The organism is Streptomyces sp. NPDC031111 (assembly GCF_055570675.1).
The window spans coordinates 1-20,935 of record NZ_JBVIGS010000038.1; the positions used below are offsets into that span (position 1 = coordinate 1).

A 20,935-nucleotide genomic window follows, 5' to 3' on the forward strand; every position below is an offset into this window, starting at 1 on the left:
CCCATTTGACAGAGTAACCACCACCAACCCAACAACACCCTAGCGCCCCCCCCCCCCCCTCCCCCCCCCCCCCGGTCCTGTACCGCTGTGCGTTGTGGTTTCGCCCAGGTTCCCGCTGGGATCAAGCCGACTTTCGGCTGTCCCGCGGGTGAACCGCGATGTTCATCGCACCGGAGCGCAGAACGGCGAGACGCTCCTCGAGGACCTCTTCGAGTTCCTCGCGGGTGCGCCGCTCCATCAGCATGTCCCAATGCGTACGCGCGGGCTTGGCCTTCTTCTCCTCGGGGCCGTCGCCGTCCACCAGGAGTGCCTGGGCACCGCAGACCTTGCACTCCCACTCCGGCGGGATCTCCGCCTCGACCGAGAAGGGCATCTCGAAGCGGTGCCCCTTCTCGCATGCGTACTCCACGGCCTGGCGCGGGGCCAGGTCGATGCCGCGGTCCGTCTCGTAGCTGGTCACCACGAGGCGCGTGCCGCGAAGAGCTCGCTCACTCATGAATCGTGCCTCCCGGGCTTGTCGCCCACAGGACAGGTGTCGCTGTCGTCGTCATCCGGTCAACGTCCGGGCGGCCATAAAGATTCCCGTCCCGAGTCCCGATCCGGGTCATGCGTCGCCGTCGTAGCCGCAGCCTTGTCAACCAGTGCAGTACCCCCCGACGTCCGGTTTGTCACATCTATAAGGAGATGTGACTCAGCGCTCGGCATCTTTGACGCGCAGTAACGGTACGCCTGGCAGGCCAAACGCGTACACTACAGCCCTTTCGTGCCGAGTGCTAAATCCTCTCCGGCACCGGATTGCCCGCGTCGGCGATCGCCCGCCGCACCGGCACCCGCGCGAGCAGCGCGAAGCCCAGGACGAAGAAGCCCACGAGGGAGATGATCGCGTCCCGGTAACTGCCGGTCAGCTGGTAGGTGAGGCCGAACAGCAGCGGACCGAGCCAGCTCATCCCGCGATCGCTCATCTCGTACGCCGAGAAGTACTCGGCCTCCTTGCCGGGCGGTACGAGGTGGGAGAAGAGCGAGCGCGACAGTGCCTGGCTGCCGCCGAGGACCAGGCCGATTCCGGCCGCCAGCACGAAGAACCACAGCGGCGCACCGGCGGGCAGGAAGTACCCGGCGGCCAGGGTCACGGTCCAGGCGACCAGGGAACCGAGGATCGTGCGCTTCGCGCCGTACCGCCGGGCCAGCCGGCCCAGGGCCAGCGCACCCACCACCGCCAGCACCTGCACCAGGAGCACGGCCACGATGAGTGTCGACTGTTCGAGCCCCAGCTCCTTCGAGCCGTACACCGAGGCCTGGGAGATCACCGTCTGGATGCCGTCGTTGTAGACCAGGTACGCCAGCAGGAAGCCCAGCGTCAGCGGGTGCCTCCGCATGTCGCGGACCGTCGCCGCGAGCTGCTTGAAGCCCGGCAGGGCCGCCTCCCGCGCGGGGACGCGGCGGTCGCGCAGCCGGCGCAGCGGCACCAGGGCGAAGGCGCCCCACCACAGACCGGCCGAGGCCAGACAGATGCGCACCGCCATGCCCTCGGAGACCCCGAAGCTGTCGTGACCGGTGTAGAGGACCAGGTTCGCGACGAGGACCAGGGCCCCGGCCGCGTATCCGAAGGCCCACCCGCGCGAGGAGACCGCGTCCCGCTCCTCGGGCGGGGCGATCTGCGGCAGGTAGGAGTTGTAGAGCATCATCGCGACGGACTGCGCCGCGTTCGCGACCACGAGCAGCGCGCCGCCGAGCAGATAGCGCTCGCCGTCCAGGAAGAACATGCCCGCGGTGGCCGCGGCCCCGGTGTAGGCGGCGGCCGCGAGCAGCGGCTTCTTCCGGCCGGTGCGGTCGGCGGCGGCGCCCACCAGCGGCATCACCAGTACGGCCAGGATCACCGAGAGGGAGACCGCGTACGCGAAGAACGAGCCCGCGCGCACCGGGATGCCCAGCGGGTGGACGAACCCGTCCGCGTCCGCCGCGGCCTCGGCGACCGACGTCAGATAGGGGCCGAGGAACACGGTGAGCACGCTCGTGGAGTACACGGAGCACGCCCAGTCGTAGAAGTACCAGCCGCGCTGCTCGCGCCGCCGCCCGGCGGCCTCGTCCCCCGCCGGTGACCGCACGGTGTCGGTGTCCACCCGCGCCCCCTCGCTTCCCCGTGAACGCGCCGAGGCGACGGGGCGCGGGGGTCTCAGACCCAGGTGCCGCGGTCCTCCATGACCTTGCGCAGTGTGTCTATGTGATCGGTCATGATGCCATCGACTCCGAGGTCCAGGAGCCGGTGCATCCGCTCCGCCTCGTTGATCGTCCACACGTGCACCTGGAGCCCGTGCGCGTGGGCCGCCCGCACGAACCGGTGGTCGACGACCTGGATGCCCGACTGCTGCTCGGGAACCTGGGCGGCCACGGCCGACCGGCGCACCGCGGCCGGCAGCCCCCAGGACCGCAGCCGCAGGTTCAGTACGCCCCGGGTGCCGTACGAGGTGGCCAGCCGAGGACCGGCCAGTCGCTGGGCGCGCACCACCCGGGCCTCGGAGAACGAGCCGAGGCAGACCCGGTCCCAGGCGTCGGTGCGCTCGAGCAGGTCCAGGAACGGCAGCAGGGCGGGCTCCGCCTTCACGTCGACGTTCCAGCGCACCTCGGGGAAGGTCTCCAGGAGCTCCTCGAACAGGGGGACCGGTTCCGCGCCCGCCACGCGCGCGTGCGCCACGTCCCGCCACGGCAGGTCGGCGATCCGGCCCGCGCCGTCCGTCACCCGGTCCAGGGTCGCGTCGTGGAAGGCGACGAGCCGGCCGTCGCGCGTGGCGTGGACGTCGGTCTCGATGTACCGGTAGCCCGCCTCGACGGCACACCGGAACTGCCGCACGGTGTTCTCCAGGCCGTCCGCCGCTCCGCCCCGGTGGGCGAAGGCGATCGGGCCCGGATGGTCGAGGTAGGGGTGGCGTATCCGTGGGGTCACGAACGCAGTATCGCGCGCCCCGGTTGACCGGTGGCAACGACCGTGCTGCCGTCGGATGCCGAGGGGACGGCGAAGACCCGCAGGAACACCTGGGCGAGCGGGCCGATCGTCACCGCGTACAGCAGCGTGCCGACGCCCACCGTGCCGCCCAGGGCGAAGCCCGTGACCACCACCGCGATCTCGATCGCCGTACGGACCACACGGACCGACACCCCCGTGCGCTGGTGCAGTCCCGTCATCAGGCCGTCGCGCGGACCCGGTCCGAAGCGCGCCGCGATGTACAGCCCCGTCGCCGCGCCGTTCAGCACGATGCCCGCCGCCATCAGCGCCACACGCACGGCGACGGCGTGCGCGTCCGGCGCCACGGCCAGCGTGGCGTCCATCGCCGCGCCGATCACCAGCACGTTGGAGATGGTGCCCAGCCCCGGCCGCTGACGCAGCGGGATCCACAGCAGCAGCACCGCCGCGCCCACGAGGGTCAGCACCACGCCCATCGACAGCCCGGTCCGTTCCGACAGGCCCTGGTGGAGCACGTTCCACGGTTCGAGGCCGAGCCCCGACCGCACGAGCAGCGCCGAGCTCGCGCCGTACAGCGCCAGTCCGGCGTACAGCTGGAACAGCCGCCGTGCGAGATGCCCATGCCGTGGCGAGTGACTGGCCAAGACGTGCCCCCTGTGGTGGAAGTGGACCGATGCATGACACCCTGTGGCTTGACCGGTCAGGCTCTCCATGGCCAATCCGGGGAAGGTGGACTGATTCTCATGGCGCAGTGGACTTCGGCGGTGGGCGCGGCACAACTCGCCCGGCTGCTCAACTCCCAGCAGGACCGCCCGGCCGGACCGGGAACCCGCCGCCCGCCCGCCTACCGCGCGCTCGCCGACGGTGTCCGTCTCCTGGTGCTCGAAGGGCGCGTACCGGTGGCCGCGCGGCTGCCCGCCGAGCGGGAACTGGCGCTCGCCCTCTCCGTCAGCCGCACCACCGTCGCCGCCGCCTACGAGGCGCTGCGCACCGAGGGCTTCCTGGAGTCACGGCGCGGCGCGGGCAGCTGGACCGCGGTCCCGGCGGGCAACCCGGTGCCCGCGCGGGGGCTGGAACCGCTGCCGCCCGAGGCCCTCGGCTCGATGATCGACCTCGGCTGCGCCGCGCTGCCGGCGCCGGAGCCCTGGCTCACCCGGGCCGTCCAGGGCGCCCTGGAGGAGCTCCCGCCGTACGCCCACACCCATGGCGACTATCCCGCCGGGCTGCCCGCGCTGCGCTCGATGATCGCGGACCGCTACACCGCGCGGGGCATCCCGACCATGCCCGAGCAGATCATGGTGACGACCGGCGCGATGGGCGCCATCGACGCCATCTGCCACCTGTTCGGCGGGCGCGGCGAACGCATCGCCGTCGAGTCGCCGTCCTACGCCAACATCCTCCAGCTGATGCGGGAGGCCGGGGCCCGGCTCGTCCCCGTGGCCATGGCCGGGGGCCTCGCCGGCTGGGACATGGACCGCTGGCGGCAGGTGCTGCGCGAGGCGGCGCCCCGCATCGCGTACGTCGTCGCCGACTTCCACAACCCGACCGGCGCGCTCGCCGACGAGGACCAGCGGCGCCGCCTGGTGGACGCGGCGCGCTCGGCGGGGACGGTGCTGGTCGCCGACGAGACCATGAGCGAGCTGTGGCTCGACGCCGACGTGGAGATGCCGCGCCCGGTGTGCGCCTTCGACCCCGCCGGGTCCGCGGTGATCACGGTCGGCTCGGCGAGCAAGGCCTTCTGGGCCGGCATGCGCATCGGCTGGGTGCGCGCGGCACCCGACGTGATCCGCAGCCTCGTCGCCGCACGCGCGTACGCGGATCTGGGCACGCCCGTACTGGAACAGCTGGCCGTGAACTGGCTCTTCGGCACCGGCGGCTGGGAGCAGGCGGTGGAGGTGCGGCGCGCCCAGGCCCGGCAGAACCGGGACGAACTGGTGAGCGCGGTACGGCGGGAGCTGCCCGACTGGGAGTTCGAGGTGCCGCGCGGCGGCCTCACCCTGTGGGTGCGCACCGGCGGCCTCTCCGGCTCCCGCCTCGCCGAGGCGGGCGAACGGGTCGGCGTACGGGTGCCGTCCGGGCCCCGCTTCGGCGTCGACGGGGCGTTCGAGGGCTATGTACGGCTGCCCTTCACGGTGGGCGGCGCGGTGGCCGAGGAAGCGGCGGTGCGCCTCTCCGCGGCGGCCCGGATCGTCGAATCCGGCGGCACGTCGGGCACGGAGACGCCCCGCACGTTCGTGGCGTAGCCGCGACGGGTGGGCGCGGCGGCACCTGCGACAGGGGACCGCCCGCTCACGCGCGGCACCCGGACCGGTGGGAGCCCGCTGGGCGGCCCACGGACGGCTACGACGTGGGTTCCGCCACCGCCGCCTCGGCGGGCGTCTCCGCCGGCACCTTCTCCGCCGGCGCCTTCTCCGTGGTGACCTTGTCCGTCGTGACCTTGTCCAGCCGTACGGCCCCCACCGGGACCGCGTCCGTCTCCAGGCGCTCCGGCTCCTCGTCCGCCGGGGTCGTCCGCGGCGGCAGCAGATCGAGCACCGCCTGCCGCTCCGCGTCGCTGGTCGCGTCGTCGTACGGATCCGGTGTCGCCGGAACCTGGAGCCGGTGGACCGGCCCCGAGCCCAGGCGGGCGTAGCCCCGCCCCGGCGGCACCTCGTCGACCGGCGTGGTGTGCGGGGGCGCCCCGAGGACGGCCTCCAACTGCTCCGCCGTCGCGGGCCCGAGGACGACACGCGCGCGCGTGTGCTGCCGTACCGGATCGCTCAGCGCCCCCAGGGCGTCGAGCTGCTCGGCGACCACCACGGTGACGTTCGCCGCGCGGCCGTGCCGCAGCGGGATCTGGAGCAGCGCCTGCGGGTCCTTGCGGCCGTCCGCGTCGGCCAGGTGCGTGAACGCGCTCGGCCGGTCCAGGAGGAGCCAGAGGGGACGCCGGGTGTCCTCCGGCGGCGGATCGCCCGCCTGGTGCGCCTGGTTGGCCGCGATCAGCCGGCGCTCCGTCTCGTGCGCGGCCCACTCCAGGCTGGTCAGCGCACCCGTCAGCCCGCACTCGACGGCGAGCACGCCGTCCCGGCCGGTCAGACAGGCGTACTCGCCGGTGCCCCCGCCGTCGACGATCACCACGTCGCCGTGGTGGAGGGCCTGGAGGGCGATCGACCGCAGCAGCGTCGAGGTGCCGCTGCCCGGCTGGCCGGCCGCCAGCAGATGCGGCTCGGTGGAGCGGACACCGGTGCGCCAGACGACGGGCGGGACGTCGCGCTGCTCCTCGCCGTGGGCGCCGTGGGTCAGCGGCAGCGTCCGCTGCACCCCGGTCGGGTCGGTGAAGCCGAGGACCGTCTCGCCGGGGGCCGTGACGAAGGGCTGGGCGGCGATGTCGGTGGGCAGGGGCGCGAGGACGCGGACCGTGAGCTGGTTGGCCTCCTCGTCCCACGCGAAGTGGTACTCGCGGCCGCGCCCCGACTTGGCGCCCAGCAGATGCTCGATCCGCGCCCGGGACTCCGCTTCGCCGTCGGTGAAGTAGGCGGGGTAGCCGATCACCAGGTGCGCGACACGGCCGGTGGAGTCGAACTCGTACTCGGAGAAGACCTTCCCCCAGTCGCCGCCGTGGACGTAGAGCGGCTCCGGGTCCTCGGCGGCCGAGAAGTACGGCACCAGCGCCTCGTAGAGCGACTTCAGACGCTGGGCCTGCGACGCGTCGGCCCCGACGGGCACCGACGGGGTGCGGTCCCGGCCCTGCCAGGCCGCCGCCGCCATCAGGGTCACGACGGCGAGCAGCGGACCGTACGGTGCCAGCGCCACGACCAGCACGACCGACGCCACCAGGAAGAGCAGCGCGCCGCGCCGGTCCTTGGGCGTGTCGGCCCACCTGCGCCGCCCGGCCGAGGCCAGCCGGCGCAGACCGCGCGTGATGGTGATCAGCGGGTGGAGGACGTCGGTGGCGCTGTCGGCCGCCGTCCTGGCCAGCTCCCGGCTCCGGGCGAGCTGTGCGCTGCCGTTGCTCAGAATGCGGGGGAGGGGGCGCCGGGCCACTGCTGTCTCCAGAGGGTGCGTACGGTCGGGCGGGGCGTGGTGGGGCGGATCAGAACTTGAATCCGCCCAGGAGGCCGGCCAGGCTCTCGCCGCCCGCCTTGATGCTGGGTGCGATGGCCGTGCTGGCCAGATAGAAGCCGAACAGCATCGCCACCAGGGCGTGCGACGCCTTCAGTCCGTCCTTGCGGAAGAAGATGAAGACGACGATGCCGAGCAGCACCACGCATGAGATCGAGACGATCATGTGAGTTCTCCTGGTTCGCGGGGACGGTGTTCGCGGGGACAGTCACCATGAGTACTTCCAGGATCACAGAATGTATCTATACGATAAAAGGTGCAACTGGGTGGATTTTCGGCGTTTACCCCCGGATGGGCCTGCCGTGATCATTACCTCGGCCACGACGGGTCATGTGCCCCGCGAGCCAGTACGCTGGCGATTCACCCGTACGGCTCTGCATCGCTCGCAGACGTACGTCCTGTCCCCGATGCGTGAAGCACGCGCAGTGAGAGGCGGTCCGGCTGATGACCGAAGCCCCCGACCCCGAGGTCGTGGAGCTCGCGACCAAGATCTTCGACCTGGCCCGGCGCGGCCGGACGGAGGAGCTCGTGGCCTATGTCGACGCGGGTGTCCCGGCCGACCTCACCAACGACCGCGGCGACTCGCTCGTGATGCTCGCCGCGTACCACGGCCACGCCGAGGCGGTCCGTGCCCTGCTGGAGCGCGGAGCCGACGCCGACCGCGTCAACGACCGCGGCCAGACACCACTCGCGGGGGCGGTCTTCAAGGGTGAGGCCGCGGTCATCGAGGCCCTCCTGAAGGGTGGCGCCGACCCGTCCGCGGGGACGCCGTCGGCCGTCGACACGGCCCGGATGTTCGGCCGTACGGAACTGCTCGCCCTCTTCGGCGAGCACTGAGCGACCCGCTCCGACCAGCGACGACACAGAAAACGGGGGAGGCGGTACAGGGCCGCCGAAATTTCGGTCGCGGTAGATGTGACCGCCGGGTCATCATGGCGACGTGATTCACGGACGCGATGGCTGGGCAGGTGTTGCCGCACCGCGCGGACCGTGATGCGGTCCGCATGGGCCACCGACGAGAGGCAGAGAGAGATGGTCTACAGCAAGCAGGAAACGGCGGGCGCCCCGACGTGTTGTCACGCGGCCAGGTAATGCACGTCCCCGGTTGCGTCGACGCTTGATGTGAGGCTGTTTCCCATGTTCGATCCGGTCATAGCGCCCAGCGGTACGCTGCTCGGCCTGCTCCAGCGGGGTCGCGGCGACGGCACGCTGCACGCGCTCACCGCCCCGCGCTCCGAAGCGCTCGCGGCGCTGAACCACTGCGTGTCGCGCGACCCGCGGCACGACTGGCAGGTGGAGAACCGCTCCCTCTACTACGCCCGCCTCTACCTCGATCTGCACGGCGAACTCGACGCGATCGAGGCCCACCTCTTCGACCCCGAGGACGTCCTCGACACCGACGAGTCCCGCACCGGGCTCTCCCTCGCCGTCCTCGGACACCTCGCCTCCTACGGCAGGCGGGACGCCCTGGACCTGTTGCGCAGGTACGCCGCCCACGGCACCAACTGGGCCTGGGCCCTCGACGAGCTGGCGCTCCGGGACGACGACGCGGGCCTTCGCGCCCTCGCCGCCCCGGTCCTCGCGCGGTTCGCCACCGATGCCGAGGGCGAGGCGGAGCTCGCCGCCACCGTCCGCGACGCCTTCGAACCACGTCCCTGGCGGCTGTGGGCCGAGGATCCGCGCGAATCCGTCGCCACACGCGTGCGCGCCGCTCAGGAGGCCGGCTGTTTCGACCGCTGGCAGCGGCAGATGCGCCCCACCGGGCCCCGCCCCGGCTGGAGCGTGCACGCGGTGTTCGAGTGGGCCCAGCAGGGCCTCGAACGCGGCGCCGCGCTCCATGTCCCCGCCGCCCGCTGCCTCACCGCGGTGGCCGGCCCCGAGGACCGTCCGGAGATCGTCCGGGCCGCCCGGGACGGCAGCGACGGAGCCCGTTGCACCGCCCTGCGGTACCTCGCCGACGGCAACGATCCCGACGCCCTCGATCTGATCGAGGGAGCCGTGGCCACCGGCTCGACGGCCGTCGTGGAGGCCGCCGTCGACGCCTTCGAACGCATGCGCAGTCTCGCCGCCGTCGACCGGGCGCGCGGCTGGGCCCGCCGCCCCGACCCGCTGGGCGCCGCCGCCGGCCGGGTCCTCGCCTGCCTGGGCGGCGTCCAGGACCGGGACCTGGTCCTCGCGGCCCTCCGGGAGGCCGTACGGGGCGAGGGCCCCGACGCGCCCACCCTGTGGACCCTCGTCGACGGAGCCGGACGTCTCGGCATCGCCTGCGCCGCCCCCGTCCTCCGCCACATCTACCGCGAGACCGCCTCGTCCCATCTGCGGGGCCGCGCCGCCCGCGCCCTCGCCGCGACCGACCCCTCCTACGCCACCGGCTTCGCCGTCGAGTGCCTGTGGGACTGCGAGGAGTCCACCCGCGAGATCGCCGCCCGGCACGCCGAGACCGGCGACACCCGCGTCGTCGAACGGCTGCGCCGACTCGCCGCCGACCCGGCCGAGGAGGCCGAGGTGCAGACCGCCGTGCGCAGCCGGATCGGTCCCGAGGAGACCGCCGTGTGACCCCCGTGCGCACCCGCGGTGTTTAACGGAGGATGACTCGCGGGTCAGGTGCGCGTGGATGCCGCCTGACCTGCGCGGGTGAGGGAGGCAACGCTCACGGCGCGTTCCCCGCCCGGAAAGATCCACGTTGACGTGACCACGTCCGGCGCGGCGACAACACGGGTATGCGAGTCGTCATCGTGACCGAGTCCTTTCCCCCCGATGTGAACGGCGTGGCCCACTGCGCGCTCCAGACCGCCCGACACCTCGTCGACCGCGGCCACGCTCCCCTCGTCGTCGCCCCCGCCACCGCGGGCGACGAGCCCGACGACGGGGCGCCCTGCCCCGTCGTCCGCGTCCCCTCCCTCCCGCTCCCCGGCTATCCCCAGGTCCGCGTCGCCCTCCCCAGCCGGCGTCTGGCCGCCGCGATCTCCGAGCACCGGGCCGACGTCGTCCACCTGGCCAGCCCCTTCGTCCTCGGCGTGCGCGGCATGACGGCCGCCGCCCGCCTGGGCCTGCCCGCCGTCGCCGTCTACCAGACCGACCTCGCCGGATACGCCCGGACCTACATGGGCGCCGGGGAGGCGGCGGCCTGGCGGCGCATCCGCTCCGTGCACACCGCCGCCGACCTCACCCTGGCCCCCTCCGCCGCCGCCCTGCGCGACCTGGAGGCGCACGGCGTGCCCAGGGTCCGGCTGTGGCCGCGCGGTGTGGACACCACCCGCTTCCGGCCGGATCTGCGCGACGACGGGCTGCGCCGGACCCTCGCCCCCAACGGCGAGCTCGTCGTCGGCTACGTCGGCAGGCTCGCCCCGGAGAAGCAGGTCGAACTGCTGGCCGGGGCCTGCGCGCTGCCCGGCGTACGGGTCGTGGTCGTCGGCGACGGGCCCAGCCGGCCGGCACTCGAACAGGCGCTGCCCGGCGCGGCCTTCCTCGGCCGGCGCACCGGCACGGACCTCGCCCGGATCTTCGCCTCGCTGGACGTCTTCGTGCACACCGGACCGTTCGAGACCTTCTGCCAGACCGTCCAGGAGGCGATGGCCAGCGGGGTGCCCGTGATCGCGCCGGCGGTGGGCGGCCCGCTGGACCTGGTCGCGCACGGGCACACGGGACTGCTCGTCCCGCCGCGTGACGCCGACGCCGTACGGGACGCGGTGTGGTCCCTGGCCGCCGACCCCGCACGGCGGGCCGCGTACGGCGCCGCGGGGCGCGCGACGGTCGAGGGGCGCACCTGGGCGGCCGTCGGTGACCAACTGCTCGGGTACTACGCGGACGTGCTCGCCGGGCGCCGGACGGCGGTGGCGGCATGACCGGGCCGCTGCGGATCGTGCGGCTGGCGAACTTCGTGGCGCCCGCCTCCGGTGGGCTGCGCACCGCGCTGCGCGAACTCGGCAAGGGCTACCTGGGCGCGGGGCACCGGCCCGTGCTCATCGTCCCCGGGGAGCGGGAGAGCGACCGCGAGACCGAGCAGGGGCGGGTGATCACCCTGCCGGGCCCGCTGCTGCCCGGCACCGGCGGCTACCGTGTCCTCACCGACAAACGGCGGATCGCCGCGCTGCTCGGGGACCTGGCCCCCGACCGGCTCGAGGTGTCCGACCGCACGACCCTGCGCTGGACCGGCCGCTGGGCCCGGCGGGCCAGGATCCCCGCGGTCATGGTCTCCCACGAGACCGCCGACGGGGTGTTGCGCACCTGGGGACTGCCGGAGCGGGCCGCCCGGCGCGCCGCCGACGCCCTCAACACCCGTACCGCGCACACCTACGCGCGCGTGGTGTGCACCACGGAGTTCGCCGAACGGGAGTTCGTGCGCATCGGGGCCCGCAATGTCGTACGGGCCCCGCTGGGCGTCGATCTGAGGGAGCGGCACCCCGCGCTGCGCGACCCGGGGGTGCGCGCCCGGTACGCGCGCGACCCCGAGACACTGCTCGTGATGTGCTCCAGGCTGTCCCTGGAGAAGCGGCCGGGGACCGCGCTGGACGCCCTGGAGGCGCTGCTGCGTCGCGGGCGGCGGGCGGTGCTGGTGGTGGCCGGGGACGGGCCGCTGCGGACGCGGCTCGAACAGCGCGCCCGGGAGCGCTCACTGCCGGTGACCTTCCTGGGCCACGTGGGCGACCGGCGACTCCTGGGCGCCCTCCAGGCGTCCGCCGACGTGTGCCTGGCACCGGGGCCCGCCGAGACCTTCGGGCTCGCCGCGCTGGAGGCGATGGCGTGCGGCACGCCGGTCGTGGCGAGCGCGTCGTCGGCGCTGCCGGAGGTGATCGGCGCGGCGGGCGCGGTCGCCGAGGACCACGGAGAGGCCTTCGCCGAGGCCGTCGAACTGCTGCTGGAACGGGCCGAGACGGACCGGCGCGAGGCGGCACGCGCGCGTGCGGAGCGGTTCGGATGGGGGACGGCGGTGGCGGCGTTCCTCGCGGCCCACGACGCCCCCGTGACGGTGCCGGAAGCGGCGCGCGAGAGCGTGCCGCCGGTACGGCCGGTCGTGTCCCGGGGGCTGTCGTGAGACCGCTGCGGTTCGTGGCCCTCGGCGACTCGCTCACCGAGGGCGTCGGGGACCGCACCGGCGAGGGATGGCGGGGCTGGGCCGCACTGCTCGCGCCGTCGCTGGCGGCCGGGCCGGTACGGTTCACCAACCTGGCGGTGAGCGGGGCACAGACGCACGACGTGCTGGAACGGCAGCTGCCCGCGGCCCTGGAGCTGCGGCCCGACCTCGTCTCCGTCGTCGTCGGCGTCAACGACACCCTGCGCCGCACCTTCGACATCCGGGCCGTGGCGGCACGGCTGGACCATGTCTACGCGGCCTGCGCCGGCCGGGGTGCCGTGCTGCTCACCATGTGCCTGCCCGACCCCGGCGCGATGCTGGGACTCCCCGGCGCGCTGGCCCGCCCCCTCGCCCGGCGCCAGCACGCGGTGAACACCGTGGTCCACGCCCTGTCCGACCGCTACGGGGCGGTGCACCTCCACGCCTGCGCGGGCGACTGGATCAGCGACCGCGCGATGTGGAGCGCGGACCGGCTGCACCCCGGTGAGCCCGGGCACCGTCAACTCGCCGTGCGCTTCCACGCGCGGCTGACGGAACACGGCGTCACGACCGGGCCCGCTCCCTCGCCCGAGCCCGACTCCCCGGCGCCCACCAGATGGGCGAGCCTGCGGTGGCTGGCCACGGCCGGCACCGGCTGGGTGGCCCGCCGTTGCACGGACCTGCTGCCGCAACTGCTCTCCCTGGCCGTCGACGAGATGCGTCACCACGCCCGGGGCACCAGCGTCCGCCTCGACCTACGAGCCTCCGCGTCCGCCTCGGCGGCCCTGGCGGCCCTCACACCGGGCGAACAACGGCCGGGCGCGGCCTAGGTGTGCTGTCCCGGGGCGCCCGGCACGCTCCCCACTCTCGGTGGCACTCGAGCGGGAGGTGCCCCCACTCGCCGCGCCCCCGGCCTTCGACCGCGGACCCCCGGAGCACGCACCGCGGCTTTGCGGCCAACCTCTGGGGCCCGTGCGGGCCCCAGAGCTTCAACGGCGCCGTACGGCGACGAAGCGGACCGGGGTTCCGGGGGGTGCCTGGGCCGCGGCCGGGAGGTCGGCGGGGTGGACGACCGCGATCACCGGGTAGCCCCCGGTGGTCGGATGGTCGGCGAGGAAGACCACGGGCGTGCCGTCGGGCGGCACCTGGACGGCGCCGAGGACCATGCCCTCACTGGGGAGTTCGTCCCGCCGGGCCCGTTCCAGGGCCGGTCCGGTCGTGCGCAGCCCGATGCGGTTGCTCGCGGGGGAGACGTGGTACGTGCGGGTCGTGAAGAGCCGTACCGCCCCGGGGGTGAACCAGTCGTCGCGCGGGCCGAGGGTCACCCGCAGGACGAGTTCGTCCGGGGGCGCCGGCTGCGGGGCGACGTCCACGCGCGCGTGGCTCTCCCGCGGGGCGCCGAGGGGGAGCACGGCACCGTCCGTGAGGGGCGCCGGGCCGAGACCGGAGAGCAGGTCCGTGGAGCGGCTGCCGAGCACCGGCTCGACGGCGACACCCCCGGAGACGCCCACATAGGCGCGTACTCCGGAGACCGCCGCCCCGACGTCCAGCACGGACCCGGCACGCACGCGTACCGGGGCGCCCCAGGCGACGGGGCGGCCGTCCACGGTGACCGGACAGGGTGCGCCGGTGACCGCCACGGTGACCGTCGAACGGGGGCGCAGGGAGCAGCCGTTGAGGGTGGTCTCCAGGACCGCCGCGTCCGGTGCGTTGCCGGCCAGCCGGTTGGCGAGCGCCGCCGCGGGCCCGTCCAGCGCCCCGGAGCGCGGTACGCCGAGGTGGGCGTGGCCGGGACGGCCCCGGTCCTGCACGGTGGTGAGGGCTCCCGCGCGTACGACGGCGAGGGCACGGTCCGTCATGCCGCGGGCCCCGTCGTGGTCACCGGTACGAAGCGCACACGCGTGCCGGGGGAGAGCAGTGCCGCCGGCACCCGCGCGTGGTCCCACAGCACGAGATCGGTCGTACCGATCAGCTGCCAGCCGCCCGGCGAGGACCGCGGATACACACCCGTGTAGGGGCCCGCCAGCGCCACCGAGCCGGCCGGGACGGCGGTCCGCGGAGTCGGCCGGCGGGGCACGTCGTAGCGCGCCGGCAGACCGGTGAGATAGCCGAAGCCCGGCGCGAATCCGCAGAAGGCGACCCGGAACTCGGTGTCCGCGTGGACGCGGGCCACCTCCCGCGCGGAGACACCCCAGTGGGCGGCGACGTCCGCGAGGTCCGGCCCGTCGTAGCGCACCGGGATCTCGACCGTCTCCCGCGCGAGCGGGGGCGCGGGCGGCAGTTCGCCGGCGGTCAGCTCGACCGCCAGCCGCGCGGGGTCGGACAGGCCGTCGAGCAGGACCGTCCGCGCCGCCGGGACGATCTCGCCGACCGGCAGCGAACCTTCCGCGCGGCGTCGCAGCAGCTCCGCGTGGAGCGCCTGGGCCTCGTCGCCCGAGGAGACCTCGACGAGCAGCGCGTCCCCGCCGACGGGCAGCACCCTCATGCGAAGGCCTCCACCCGGACCCCGGACGCCACCAGGGCGCCGCGCACCCGTAGGGCCAGGTCCACGGCGCCGGGCGTGTCGCCGTGCAGGCACAGGGAACGCGCCCGCATCTCGATACGCCGTCCGGAGCGCGTCTCGACCTCCCCGTGGCGAGCCAGCTCCACCGAGCGCGCCACCACCGCCTCCGGGTCGTCCACCACGGCGCCCTCCTGACGGCGTGGCACCAGCGTGCCCTCGGCGGTGTACGCCCGGTCGGCGAACGCCTCGGTCACCACGGGCAGACCCGCCTTCCCGGCCAGGTCCAGCAGACGTGAGCCGGGCAGGCCGAGCACCGGCAGAGTGGCGTCCACGAGGAGCACCCCGTCGACGACCGCGCCGGCCTGCTCCTCGTCCACCACCACGCGGTTGTACAGCGCCCCGTGCGGTTTGACGTACGCGACGCGGGCGCCCGCCGCGCGGGCGAAGACCTCCAGGGCACCGATCTGATAGGCGACCTCGGCCGCCAGCTCGGCCGGCGGCACGTCCATCGCGCGCCGCCCGAACCCCGCCAGGTCCCGGTAGGAGACCTGGGCACCGATCCGCACCCCGCGCCCGGCCGCGAGCTCGCACACCCGGCGCATGGTGACCGCGTCCCCCGCGTGGAAGCCGCACGCCACGTTGGCGCTGGTCACCACCGAGAGCAGCCGCTCGTCGTCGGTGAGCCGCCAGCGGCCGAAACCCTCGCCGAGGTCGGCGTTCAGATCGATCGAGGTCATGGGATCTTCGTTTCTCCTGTTCGTGCCGCGGGGGTCCGTCATGCGACGCGGAACTGCTCGTCCCGTGCGTCGCTGAGGAACATCTGCCCCGGTGCGTGCGTGATGGCGAACGGCGGACGGGAGGCCATGACCGCGGCCTGGGGGGTCACCCCGCAGGCCCAGAACACCGGGATGTCGTCCGGCTCGAAGTCCACCGGGTCGCCGAAGTCCGGGCGCCCGAGATCGTCGATGCCCAGCCCGAACGGGTCGCCGCAGTGCACGGGACCGCCGTGCACCGCCGGCAGCAGGCTGCTCTCCCGGATCGCCGCGGAGAGGTGCCCGGGCGGCACCGGCCGCATCGACACCACCATCGGCCCGCGCAGCCGCCCCGCCGGACGGCACTGCCAACTCGTCACGTACATGGGAACGTTGCGCCCCTGCTCGACGTGCCGGACCGGAACGCCCGCAGCCGTCAGCGCCCACTCGAAGGTGAAGCTGCAACCGATCAGGAACGACACCAGATCCCCGCGCCAGTGCGCCCGCACGTCCGTCGGCTCGTCCACCAGCTCGCCGTTCTCCCACACCCGGTAGCGCGGCAGATCGGTGCGCAGGTCCGCGTCCGGGGCGAGGACGGTGGTCGTGGACCCGGCGTCGGTGACGTCCAGGACCGGACAGGGCTTGGGGTTGCGCTGGCAGAACAGCAGCATGTCGTACGCCCAGTCGGCGGGCACCGAGATCAGATTGGCCTGGGTGTGCCCCTCGGACACACCGGCCGTGGGACCCGCCAGCCCTTCCCGGAAGCGGGCGCGCGCCGTGCGCGGGCTCCACGCGCGCGCGTGCTCGTCGACGAGGGTCACCGGACGGTCCATGACGGTCGGCGTGCGGTCGTCGGTGTGGTTCACTCCAGTTCCTTCCCGCGTGTCTCGGGCAACCCCAGCAGTGCCAGTGCCGCCAGGCCGTAGCCGATCGCGCCGAAGACCAGCGCCCCGCCCACACCCCAGCTGTCGGCCAGGAAGCCGACCGTGGTGGGGAAGACGGCGCCCACGGCGCGTCCGGTGTTGTACGTGAAGCCCTGCCCCGTGCCGCGCACCGCCGTCGGGTACAGCTCGCTCAGATAGGAGCCGAAGCCGCTGAAGATCGCCGACATGCAGAACCCGAGCGGGAAACCGAGCACCAGGATCAGGGTGTTGGCGCCGCTCGGGATGTTCGTGTACGCCAGGACGCAGACCGCGGACAGCAGCGCGAACAGCCAGATGTTACGACGGCGGCCCAGCCGGTCGGTGAGGTAGCCGCCGGTCAGATAGCCGATGAAGGCACCCGAGATCAGGAACGTCAGATAGCCGCCGGTGCCGACGACCGAGAGGTCCCGCTCCGTCTTCAGATAGGTCGGCACCCAGGTCGCGAGGGTGTAGTAGCCGCCCTGGACACCGGTGGAGAGCAGCACGGCGAAGAGCGTGGTCCGCAGCAGCCCCCTCGACCCCGGCCGGTCGGGCTGGAAGATCGCCGCGAACGAGCCCTTCCGCGCGCTCTTCTCCCGCGCGGCGGCCGCCTCGGGCGCGTCCCGCACACTGCGCCGCACCCATACGACGAGCAGCGCGGGCAGCGCACCGGTCCAGAACATCACCCGCCAGGCCAGGTCGTCGCCGACCAGCGAGAAGACGACCGTGTACACGATCACGGCCAGCCCCCAGCCCACGGCCCAGGAACTCTGGACCGCGCCGAGGGTGCGGCCCCGGTGCCTGGCGCTCGCGTACTCGGCGACCAGGATCGCGCCGACCGCCCACTCGCCGCCGAAGCCGAGGCCCTGCAACGCGCGGAACACCAACAGCGTCTCGTAGTTGGGAGCGAAGCCGCAGGCCACGGTGAACACGGCGTAGGTGATCACCGTCAGCAGCAGCGCCTTCACCCGGCCGATGCGGTCCGCCAGCACGCCGGCGAGGGCGCCGCCGACCGCGGAGACCACCAGGGTGACGGTGGTGAGCAGACCGGTCTGGCCGCTGTTCAGACCGAAGTACGCGGACAGCGCGACCATCGTCAGCGGCAGCGTGAAGTAGTCGTACGAGTCCAGGGCATAGCCGCCGAACGCGCCGCCGAAGGCGCGCCGGCCGCGGGGTCCCAGCGCCCGCAGCCAGCCGAACGCCCCGTCGTCGGCGGTGGGTTCGGACGGTGCGGGGCGTGGGGTGCCGGTCAGGGCCTGCTGTGGAGGGGTCGTGCTCATGGGCACCTCGCAGTGGGAGGACGGAGGGTGCGGGAGGAACTGAGCCGTGCCGTGCGCAGCAAGGTAGAGGATCGTTGAACGATCCTTCAATACCCATGTTGTCTCGTTCTTCCGTGTGCGATTGAATTCCGGGCATGACGGAGCAGCTGAGCGGACTCGCCGACGACCGCGCCCTGTTGGGCCGCACCAGCACCGCCGAGCGGGTCGCGGACATCCTCAGGAGCCGGATCGCCGAGGGGTACTTCCCGCCCGGGACGCGACTGTCGGAGGACAGCATCGGCGGCGCCCTCGGTGTCTCCCGCAACACCCTGCGCGAGGCGTTCCGGCTGCTCACGCACGAGCAGCTGCTCGTCCACGAGCTGAACCGGGGCGTGTTCGTCCGGGTGCTGACCGTCGAGGACGTCGAGGACATCTACCGCACCCGCCGGCTCGTCGAGTGCGCCGTCGTACGCGGTCTCGGCGACCCGCCCTACGCGCTCGACGCGCTCGCCGACGCCGTGGCGCGGGGGCGCGAGGCGGCACGCGAAGGTGACTGGAACGGCGTGGGTACGGCCAACATCCACTTTCACCGGGAACTGGTGGCCCTCGCCGGCAGTGAACGCACGGACGAGCTGATGCGCAGCGTCTTCGCCGAACTGCGGCTCGCCTTCCACGTGGTGGACGAGCCCCGGCGGCTGCACGAACCGTACATCGCCCGAAATGCCGGGATTCTCGAGGCGCTTCAGCGCGGAGACCGCGACCAGGCGGAGACGCTGCTGGTGTCCTACCTCGAGGTCTCGCTGGAACGGGTCGTCGAGGTCTACCGGCGGCGCGTCGGCGAGGACGGACAGGGCGGCCGGCCGGTGGTGTGACGACCGTCGCGCCGGGGCGCAACACGGTCGTTTGGGTTGTTGTCAGACCGAGGACCTAGTCTGTGCACCGTGACTTCGCCTGCACCGACGGACAGCGTTCCGCCCCAGCTCAGCGCGGGGCCGCGCCCCGCGCCGGGCCCGGCCGCCGACGAGGGCCTGGCGCGGCGGCTGCGCGCGCTCGCGTGCACCGCGCCGCTGCACGACCTCGACGCGCGCAAGGCCAACCTCGCCGGTGAGTACTCGGTGTACGGCATGGCGGAGATCGCGCTCGCGGCCATCGACCTCGTCACCCTGAACATGGACTTCGACACGGGCGCGGACCACGACCAGATAGTCGCCCGGCTCATCCCGCGCATCGCCGCCCAGGCCCCGCGCCGGCCCGCCGCCGAGCACGAGCGGGTGGCCCGCTGGGTCCTGGAGAACCTGATCAACGTCGGCAGCGTCGACCGCGGCTTCCGCGCGGTCTACGGCGTGTTCGGGGCGGACGGCACCTATGTGCGCCGCGACTACGACTTCAAGCTGATCGAGGAGGTCCCCGGCCCCGGCGGCGCGGTGTACCTGCGGACCACCGACGAGGCGGTCAACGTCCTGGTCGGCGCCCTCGACACCGATGTCACCAGCGCGCAGATCGCCGCCGAGGTCAAGCTGGAGGTGCTGATCAGCCGGGGCAGGCTCGCCGACGCCCAGCTCGCCGCCGAGCAGGCCCGCTACCGGACCGTGCAGTACTCCGAGACCCTGCGCCGAGCGCTGGACGCCACTCGCCGCAACGTCCGCGCGGTGGACTGGCTGAGCGCCGTGCCCGACATGATCGCCGAGGCCCTGGACCACGTGGCGGACCGGTACCGCCACGAGAACGCGATCCTCACCAACATCCGCAAGGCCCGCGACGAGACCGAGGACGCCGAGCACAAGCGGCGGGCCGCCGAGCTGGTGGACATCGTCAAGGACTGCATCCGGCGCCACACCCAGCTCCAGTCCCGACTGCTGGAGGCCGGCCCGCTGTTCCGCGCCGAACAGGACCGGCAGGCCTTCGCCACCCCCACCTCGGCCTCGGGCACCGACCTCTACGGGCACCTGCTGGCGCCCCTGCTGCCGCTGCCCGTGGAGCGGGCGGTCCGGGTCACCGACGCCTTCTTCGCCCACGGCACCGGACTGCGCACGCCGGTCTCCGTCCGGGTCGCCGACCTCGTCGAGCTCCTGCTCACACCCCCCGTGGAGCGCGAGCACCTCGGCGCCGAGATGCCGGAACCCGACCTGATCGCCACGCCCGACGACAGCCGCTTCAGCGAGGAGCAGCTGGCCGCCGCCACGGAGCTGCTGGACCTGCCGGCCGACGCGCCGCGCCGGCTGTCCGGGCTGCTCGCCGACGCCCGTCGCCAGGACCCCGAACTGCCCTACCTGGTCGCCCTGCTGGCGGTCCACGCCGCCAGCCCGCCGGTGGGCACCGCCTACCGCCAGGGCGAACGCAAGCTGCTGTTCGCCGTGGACGACGGAACCGAACTCGACGACCCCGAGTTCGGCGGCGCCGACCTCATCGTCGGCACCGCCCTGCTCGACGCGGCCGGGATGGCCGCCGACCGGACGGAAGCCGCATGAGCGAGCGAGCAGTCCGCACCGAGATGTCCCACAGCGAGGAGCCCCGACCGTGACCGAGCACGTCGAGTGGAGTGAGCCGGAGGCCGCGGCCGCGCCGGCGAGCGCCGCCGTCACGCCCGCCGACGCCGCCGACGCGGCGCGGCTCGTCGCCTTCGGCCTCCAGCCCAAGCTCCAGCCCGCCCGCGACCAGGAGTACGCGGACCTGCTGCGCCGCTACCGCGAGGACCCGCCGTTCGCACGGCTCGCCGACGCCGTCGCCACCGGCCTCGGACTCGTCGTGCTGGAGGTGTCCCCGCGCGCGGGCATGGCCGTCACCGCCGCCGAGGACTCCGTCTTCGCCGTACGCATGGGCGACTACGCGCGCCGTACCTCTGCCGACGGCGGCGACCGCTTCCTGCACGGGCTCGCCCACCTCGCCGTCGCCGCCATGGCCTTCCCGCGCCCCGAGGACCTCGCCGACGACGGCTACATCGGGCGCGTCACGGTCAACGGCGTCGACGCCTTCGTCCGCCAGGCCTGCCACCGGCTGGAGGAGCGCGCCGCGGAGCAGGGCGAGAACACCGACCCCGCCAGCGACGCCCCCGGCCTGGAGGCCGCCTGGCGGATCTGGGCCCGGCGCAGCGCCACCGGCGCCACCAAGGACGCACGCCGCCTCGCGGGCTCCACCACCGGCATCGTCGCCAAGGCCGTCGGCTTCCTCACCGACTCCGGATTCCTCCAGCGCACCGGCGACGACAACGGCGGAACGTACCGCACCACGGCCCGCTACCAGCTCCAGGTGCGCGACATGGCGGGCGGCGCCGCCATGGCCGAACTGCTGGAACTGGGCGTCGTCCCGGTCACCGACGGCACGCCCACCCTGCTGCCGCCCGAGGACGCCGACGACCTGGAGCTGGTCGCCGACGCCGGCCTGCCGTTCCACTCCGCCTGAACCCCCG

Annotated in this window: 20 protein-coding genes; 9 read left to right on the forward strand and 11 right to left on the reverse strand. The window is 73.7% G+C overall.

Features of this window, described 5'->3' with window-relative positions:
* Positions 1 to 121: 121 nt before the first annotated feature.
* From ACZ470_RS38785 to yczE, 4 genes are all read right to left on the reverse strand, one after another.
* Positions 122 to 496 carry an RNA polymerase-binding protein RbpA gene (locus ACZ470_RS38785; RefSeq protein WP_003977404.1) on the reverse strand — a complete coding sequence of 125 codons (375 nt, stop codon included), beginning with the start codon at positions 494 to 496 and terminating at the stop codon, positions 122 to 124.
* 277 nt (positions 497 to 773) lie between these two features.
* On the reverse strand, positions 774 to 2,120 hold the full coding sequence (locus ACZ470_RS38790) for an MFS transporter (RefSeq protein WP_468434672.1): 1,347 nt from the start codon (positions 2,118 to 2,120) through the stop codon (positions 774 to 776).
* A 53-nt stretch (positions 2,121 to 2,173) separates the two neighbouring features.
* Positions 2,174 to 2,941 (reverse strand): glycerophosphodiester phosphodiesterase, encoded by a 768-nt coding sequence (locus ACZ470_RS38795; RefSeq protein WP_468434673.1) that lies wholly within the window; start codon positions 2,939 to 2,941, stop codon positions 2,174 to 2,176.
* Entirely contained in the window at positions 2,938 to 3,603 is a 666-nt protein-coding gene (yczE, locus tag ACZ470_RS38800; RefSeq protein ID WP_468434674.1) for a membrane protein YczE, read from the reverse strand. The genes ACZ470_RS38795 and yczE overlap by 4 nt, the downstream gene beginning before the upstream one ends.
* 99 nt (positions 3,604 to 3,702) lie before the next feature.
* Here yczE and ACZ470_RS38805 point away from each other — a divergent pair, with 99 nt between their 5' ends.
* The gene (locus tag ACZ470_RS38805; RefSeq protein ID WP_468434675.1) at positions 3,703 to 5,202 is read left to right on the forward strand and encodes an SCO1417 family PLP biosynthesis transcription factor; all 1,500 of its coding nucleotides are present in this window, start codon (positions 3,703 to 3,705) and stop codon (positions 5,200 to 5,202) included.
* Positions 5,203 to 5,299: 97 nt separating this feature from the next.
* Here ACZ470_RS38805 and ACZ470_RS38810 read toward each other — a convergent pair whose 3' ends face one another.
* Positions 5,300 to 6,982 (reverse strand): P-loop NTPase family protein, encoded by a 1,683-nt coding sequence (locus tag ACZ470_RS38810; protein WP_468434676.1) that lies wholly within the window; start codon positions 6,980 to 6,982, stop codon positions 5,300 to 5,302.
* A gap of 49 nt (positions 6,983 to 7,031) precedes the next feature.
* Complete coding sequence (locus ACZ470_RS38815) at positions 7,032 to 7,226, reverse strand: hypothetical protein (protein WP_030867896.1); 195 nt, start codon at positions 7,224 to 7,226, stop codon at positions 7,032 to 7,034.
* A gap of 278 nt (positions 7,227 to 7,504) precedes the next feature.
* On the opposite strand from ACZ470_RS38815, the gene ACZ470_RS38820 reads away from it, so the two are divergent.
* From ACZ470_RS38820 to ACZ470_RS38840, 5 genes are all read left to right on the forward strand, one after another.
* On the forward strand, positions 7,505 to 7,897 hold the full coding sequence (locus tag ACZ470_RS38820) for an ankyrin repeat domain-containing protein (protein WP_468434677.1): 393 nt from the start codon (positions 7,505 to 7,507) through the stop codon (positions 7,895 to 7,897).
* 300 nt (positions 7,898 to 8,197) lie between these two features.
* Positions 8,198 to 9,616, forward strand: a complete 1,419-nt coding sequence (locus ACZ470_RS38825; RefSeq protein ID WP_468434678.1) for a HEAT repeat domain-containing protein — start codon at positions 8,198 to 8,200, stop codon at positions 9,614 to 9,616.
* 164 nt (positions 9,617 to 9,780) lie between these two features.
* Complete coding sequence (locus ACZ470_RS38830) at positions 9,781 to 10,905, forward strand: glycosyltransferase family 4 protein (protein ID WP_468434679.1); 1,125 nt, start codon at positions 9,781 to 9,783, stop codon at positions 10,903 to 10,905.
* Positions 10,902 to 12,095, forward strand: a complete 1,194-nt coding sequence (locus ACZ470_RS38835) for a glycosyltransferase (protein WP_468434680.1) — start codon at positions 10,902 to 10,904, stop codon at positions 12,093 to 12,095. The genes ACZ470_RS38830 and ACZ470_RS38835 overlap by 4 nt, the downstream gene beginning before the upstream one ends.
* Positions 12,092 to 12,943, forward strand: a complete 852-nt coding sequence (locus ACZ470_RS38840) for an SGNH/GDSL hydrolase family protein (RefSeq protein WP_468434681.1) — start codon at positions 12,092 to 12,094, stop codon at positions 12,941 to 12,943. The genes ACZ470_RS38835 and ACZ470_RS38840 overlap by 4 nt, the downstream gene beginning before the upstream one ends.
* A gap of 159 nt (positions 12,944 to 13,102) precedes the next feature.
* On the opposite strand, the gene ACZ470_RS38845 is transcribed toward ACZ470_RS38840, so the two are convergent.
* Genes ACZ470_RS38845 through ACZ470_RS38865 form a run of 5 tightly spaced genes read right to left on the reverse strand, consistent with a single transcriptional unit; the run spans position 13,103 to position 17,550 of the window.
* A complete protein-coding gene (locus ACZ470_RS38845) occupies positions 13,103 to 13,972 on the reverse strand; it encodes a 5-oxoprolinase subunit C family protein (protein WP_468434682.1) in 870 nt (289 codons plus the stop codon).
* A complete protein-coding gene (locus ACZ470_RS38850; RefSeq protein ID WP_468434683.1) occupies positions 13,969 to 14,598 on the reverse strand; it encodes a 5-oxoprolinase subunit B family protein in 630 nt (209 codons plus the stop codon). Before ACZ470_RS38850 ends, ACZ470_RS38845 begins: the two co-directional genes overlap by 4 nt.
* A complete protein-coding gene (locus ACZ470_RS38855) occupies positions 14,595 to 15,353 on the reverse strand; it encodes a LamB/YcsF family protein (RefSeq protein WP_468434684.1) in 759 nt (252 codons plus the stop codon). The genes ACZ470_RS38850 and ACZ470_RS38855 overlap by 4 nt, the downstream gene beginning before the upstream one ends.
* A 38-nt stretch (positions 15,354 to 15,391) precedes the next feature.
* Positions 15,392 to 16,201 (reverse strand): putative hydro-lyase, encoded by an 810-nt coding sequence (locus ACZ470_RS38860; RefSeq protein WP_468434696.1) that lies wholly within the window; start codon positions 16,199 to 16,201, stop codon positions 15,392 to 15,394.
* Positions 16,202 to 16,230: 29 nt separating this feature from the next.
* Positions 16,231 to 17,550, reverse strand: coding sequence for an MFS transporter (locus ACZ470_RS38865; RefSeq protein ID WP_468434685.1), 1,320 nt, complete (start codon positions 17,548 to 17,550; stop codon positions 16,231 to 16,233).
* Positions 17,551 to 17,684: 134 nt separating this feature from the next.
* Between ACZ470_RS38865 and ACZ470_RS38870 the strand changes: the two genes are divergently transcribed.
* From ACZ470_RS38870 to ACZ470_RS38880, 3 genes are all read left to right on the forward strand, one after another.
* Complete coding sequence (locus tag ACZ470_RS38870; protein ID WP_468434686.1) at positions 17,685 to 18,401, forward strand: GntR family transcriptional regulator; 717 nt, start codon at positions 17,685 to 17,687, stop codon at positions 18,399 to 18,401.
* Positions 18,402 to 18,470: 69 nt separating this feature from the next.
* Positions 18,471 to 19,997, forward strand: a complete 1,527-nt coding sequence (locus ACZ470_RS38875) for a hypothetical protein (protein ID WP_468434687.1) — start codon at positions 18,471 to 18,473, stop codon at positions 19,995 to 19,997.
* A gap of 49 nt (positions 19,998 to 20,046) precedes the next feature.
* The gene (locus tag ACZ470_RS38880) at positions 20,047 to 20,928 is read left to right on the forward strand and encodes a hypothetical protein (protein ID WP_468434688.1); all 882 of its coding nucleotides are present in this window, start codon (positions 20,047 to 20,049) and stop codon (positions 20,926 to 20,928) included.
* The last annotated feature ends 7 nt before the right edge of the window (positions 20,929 to 20,935 follow it).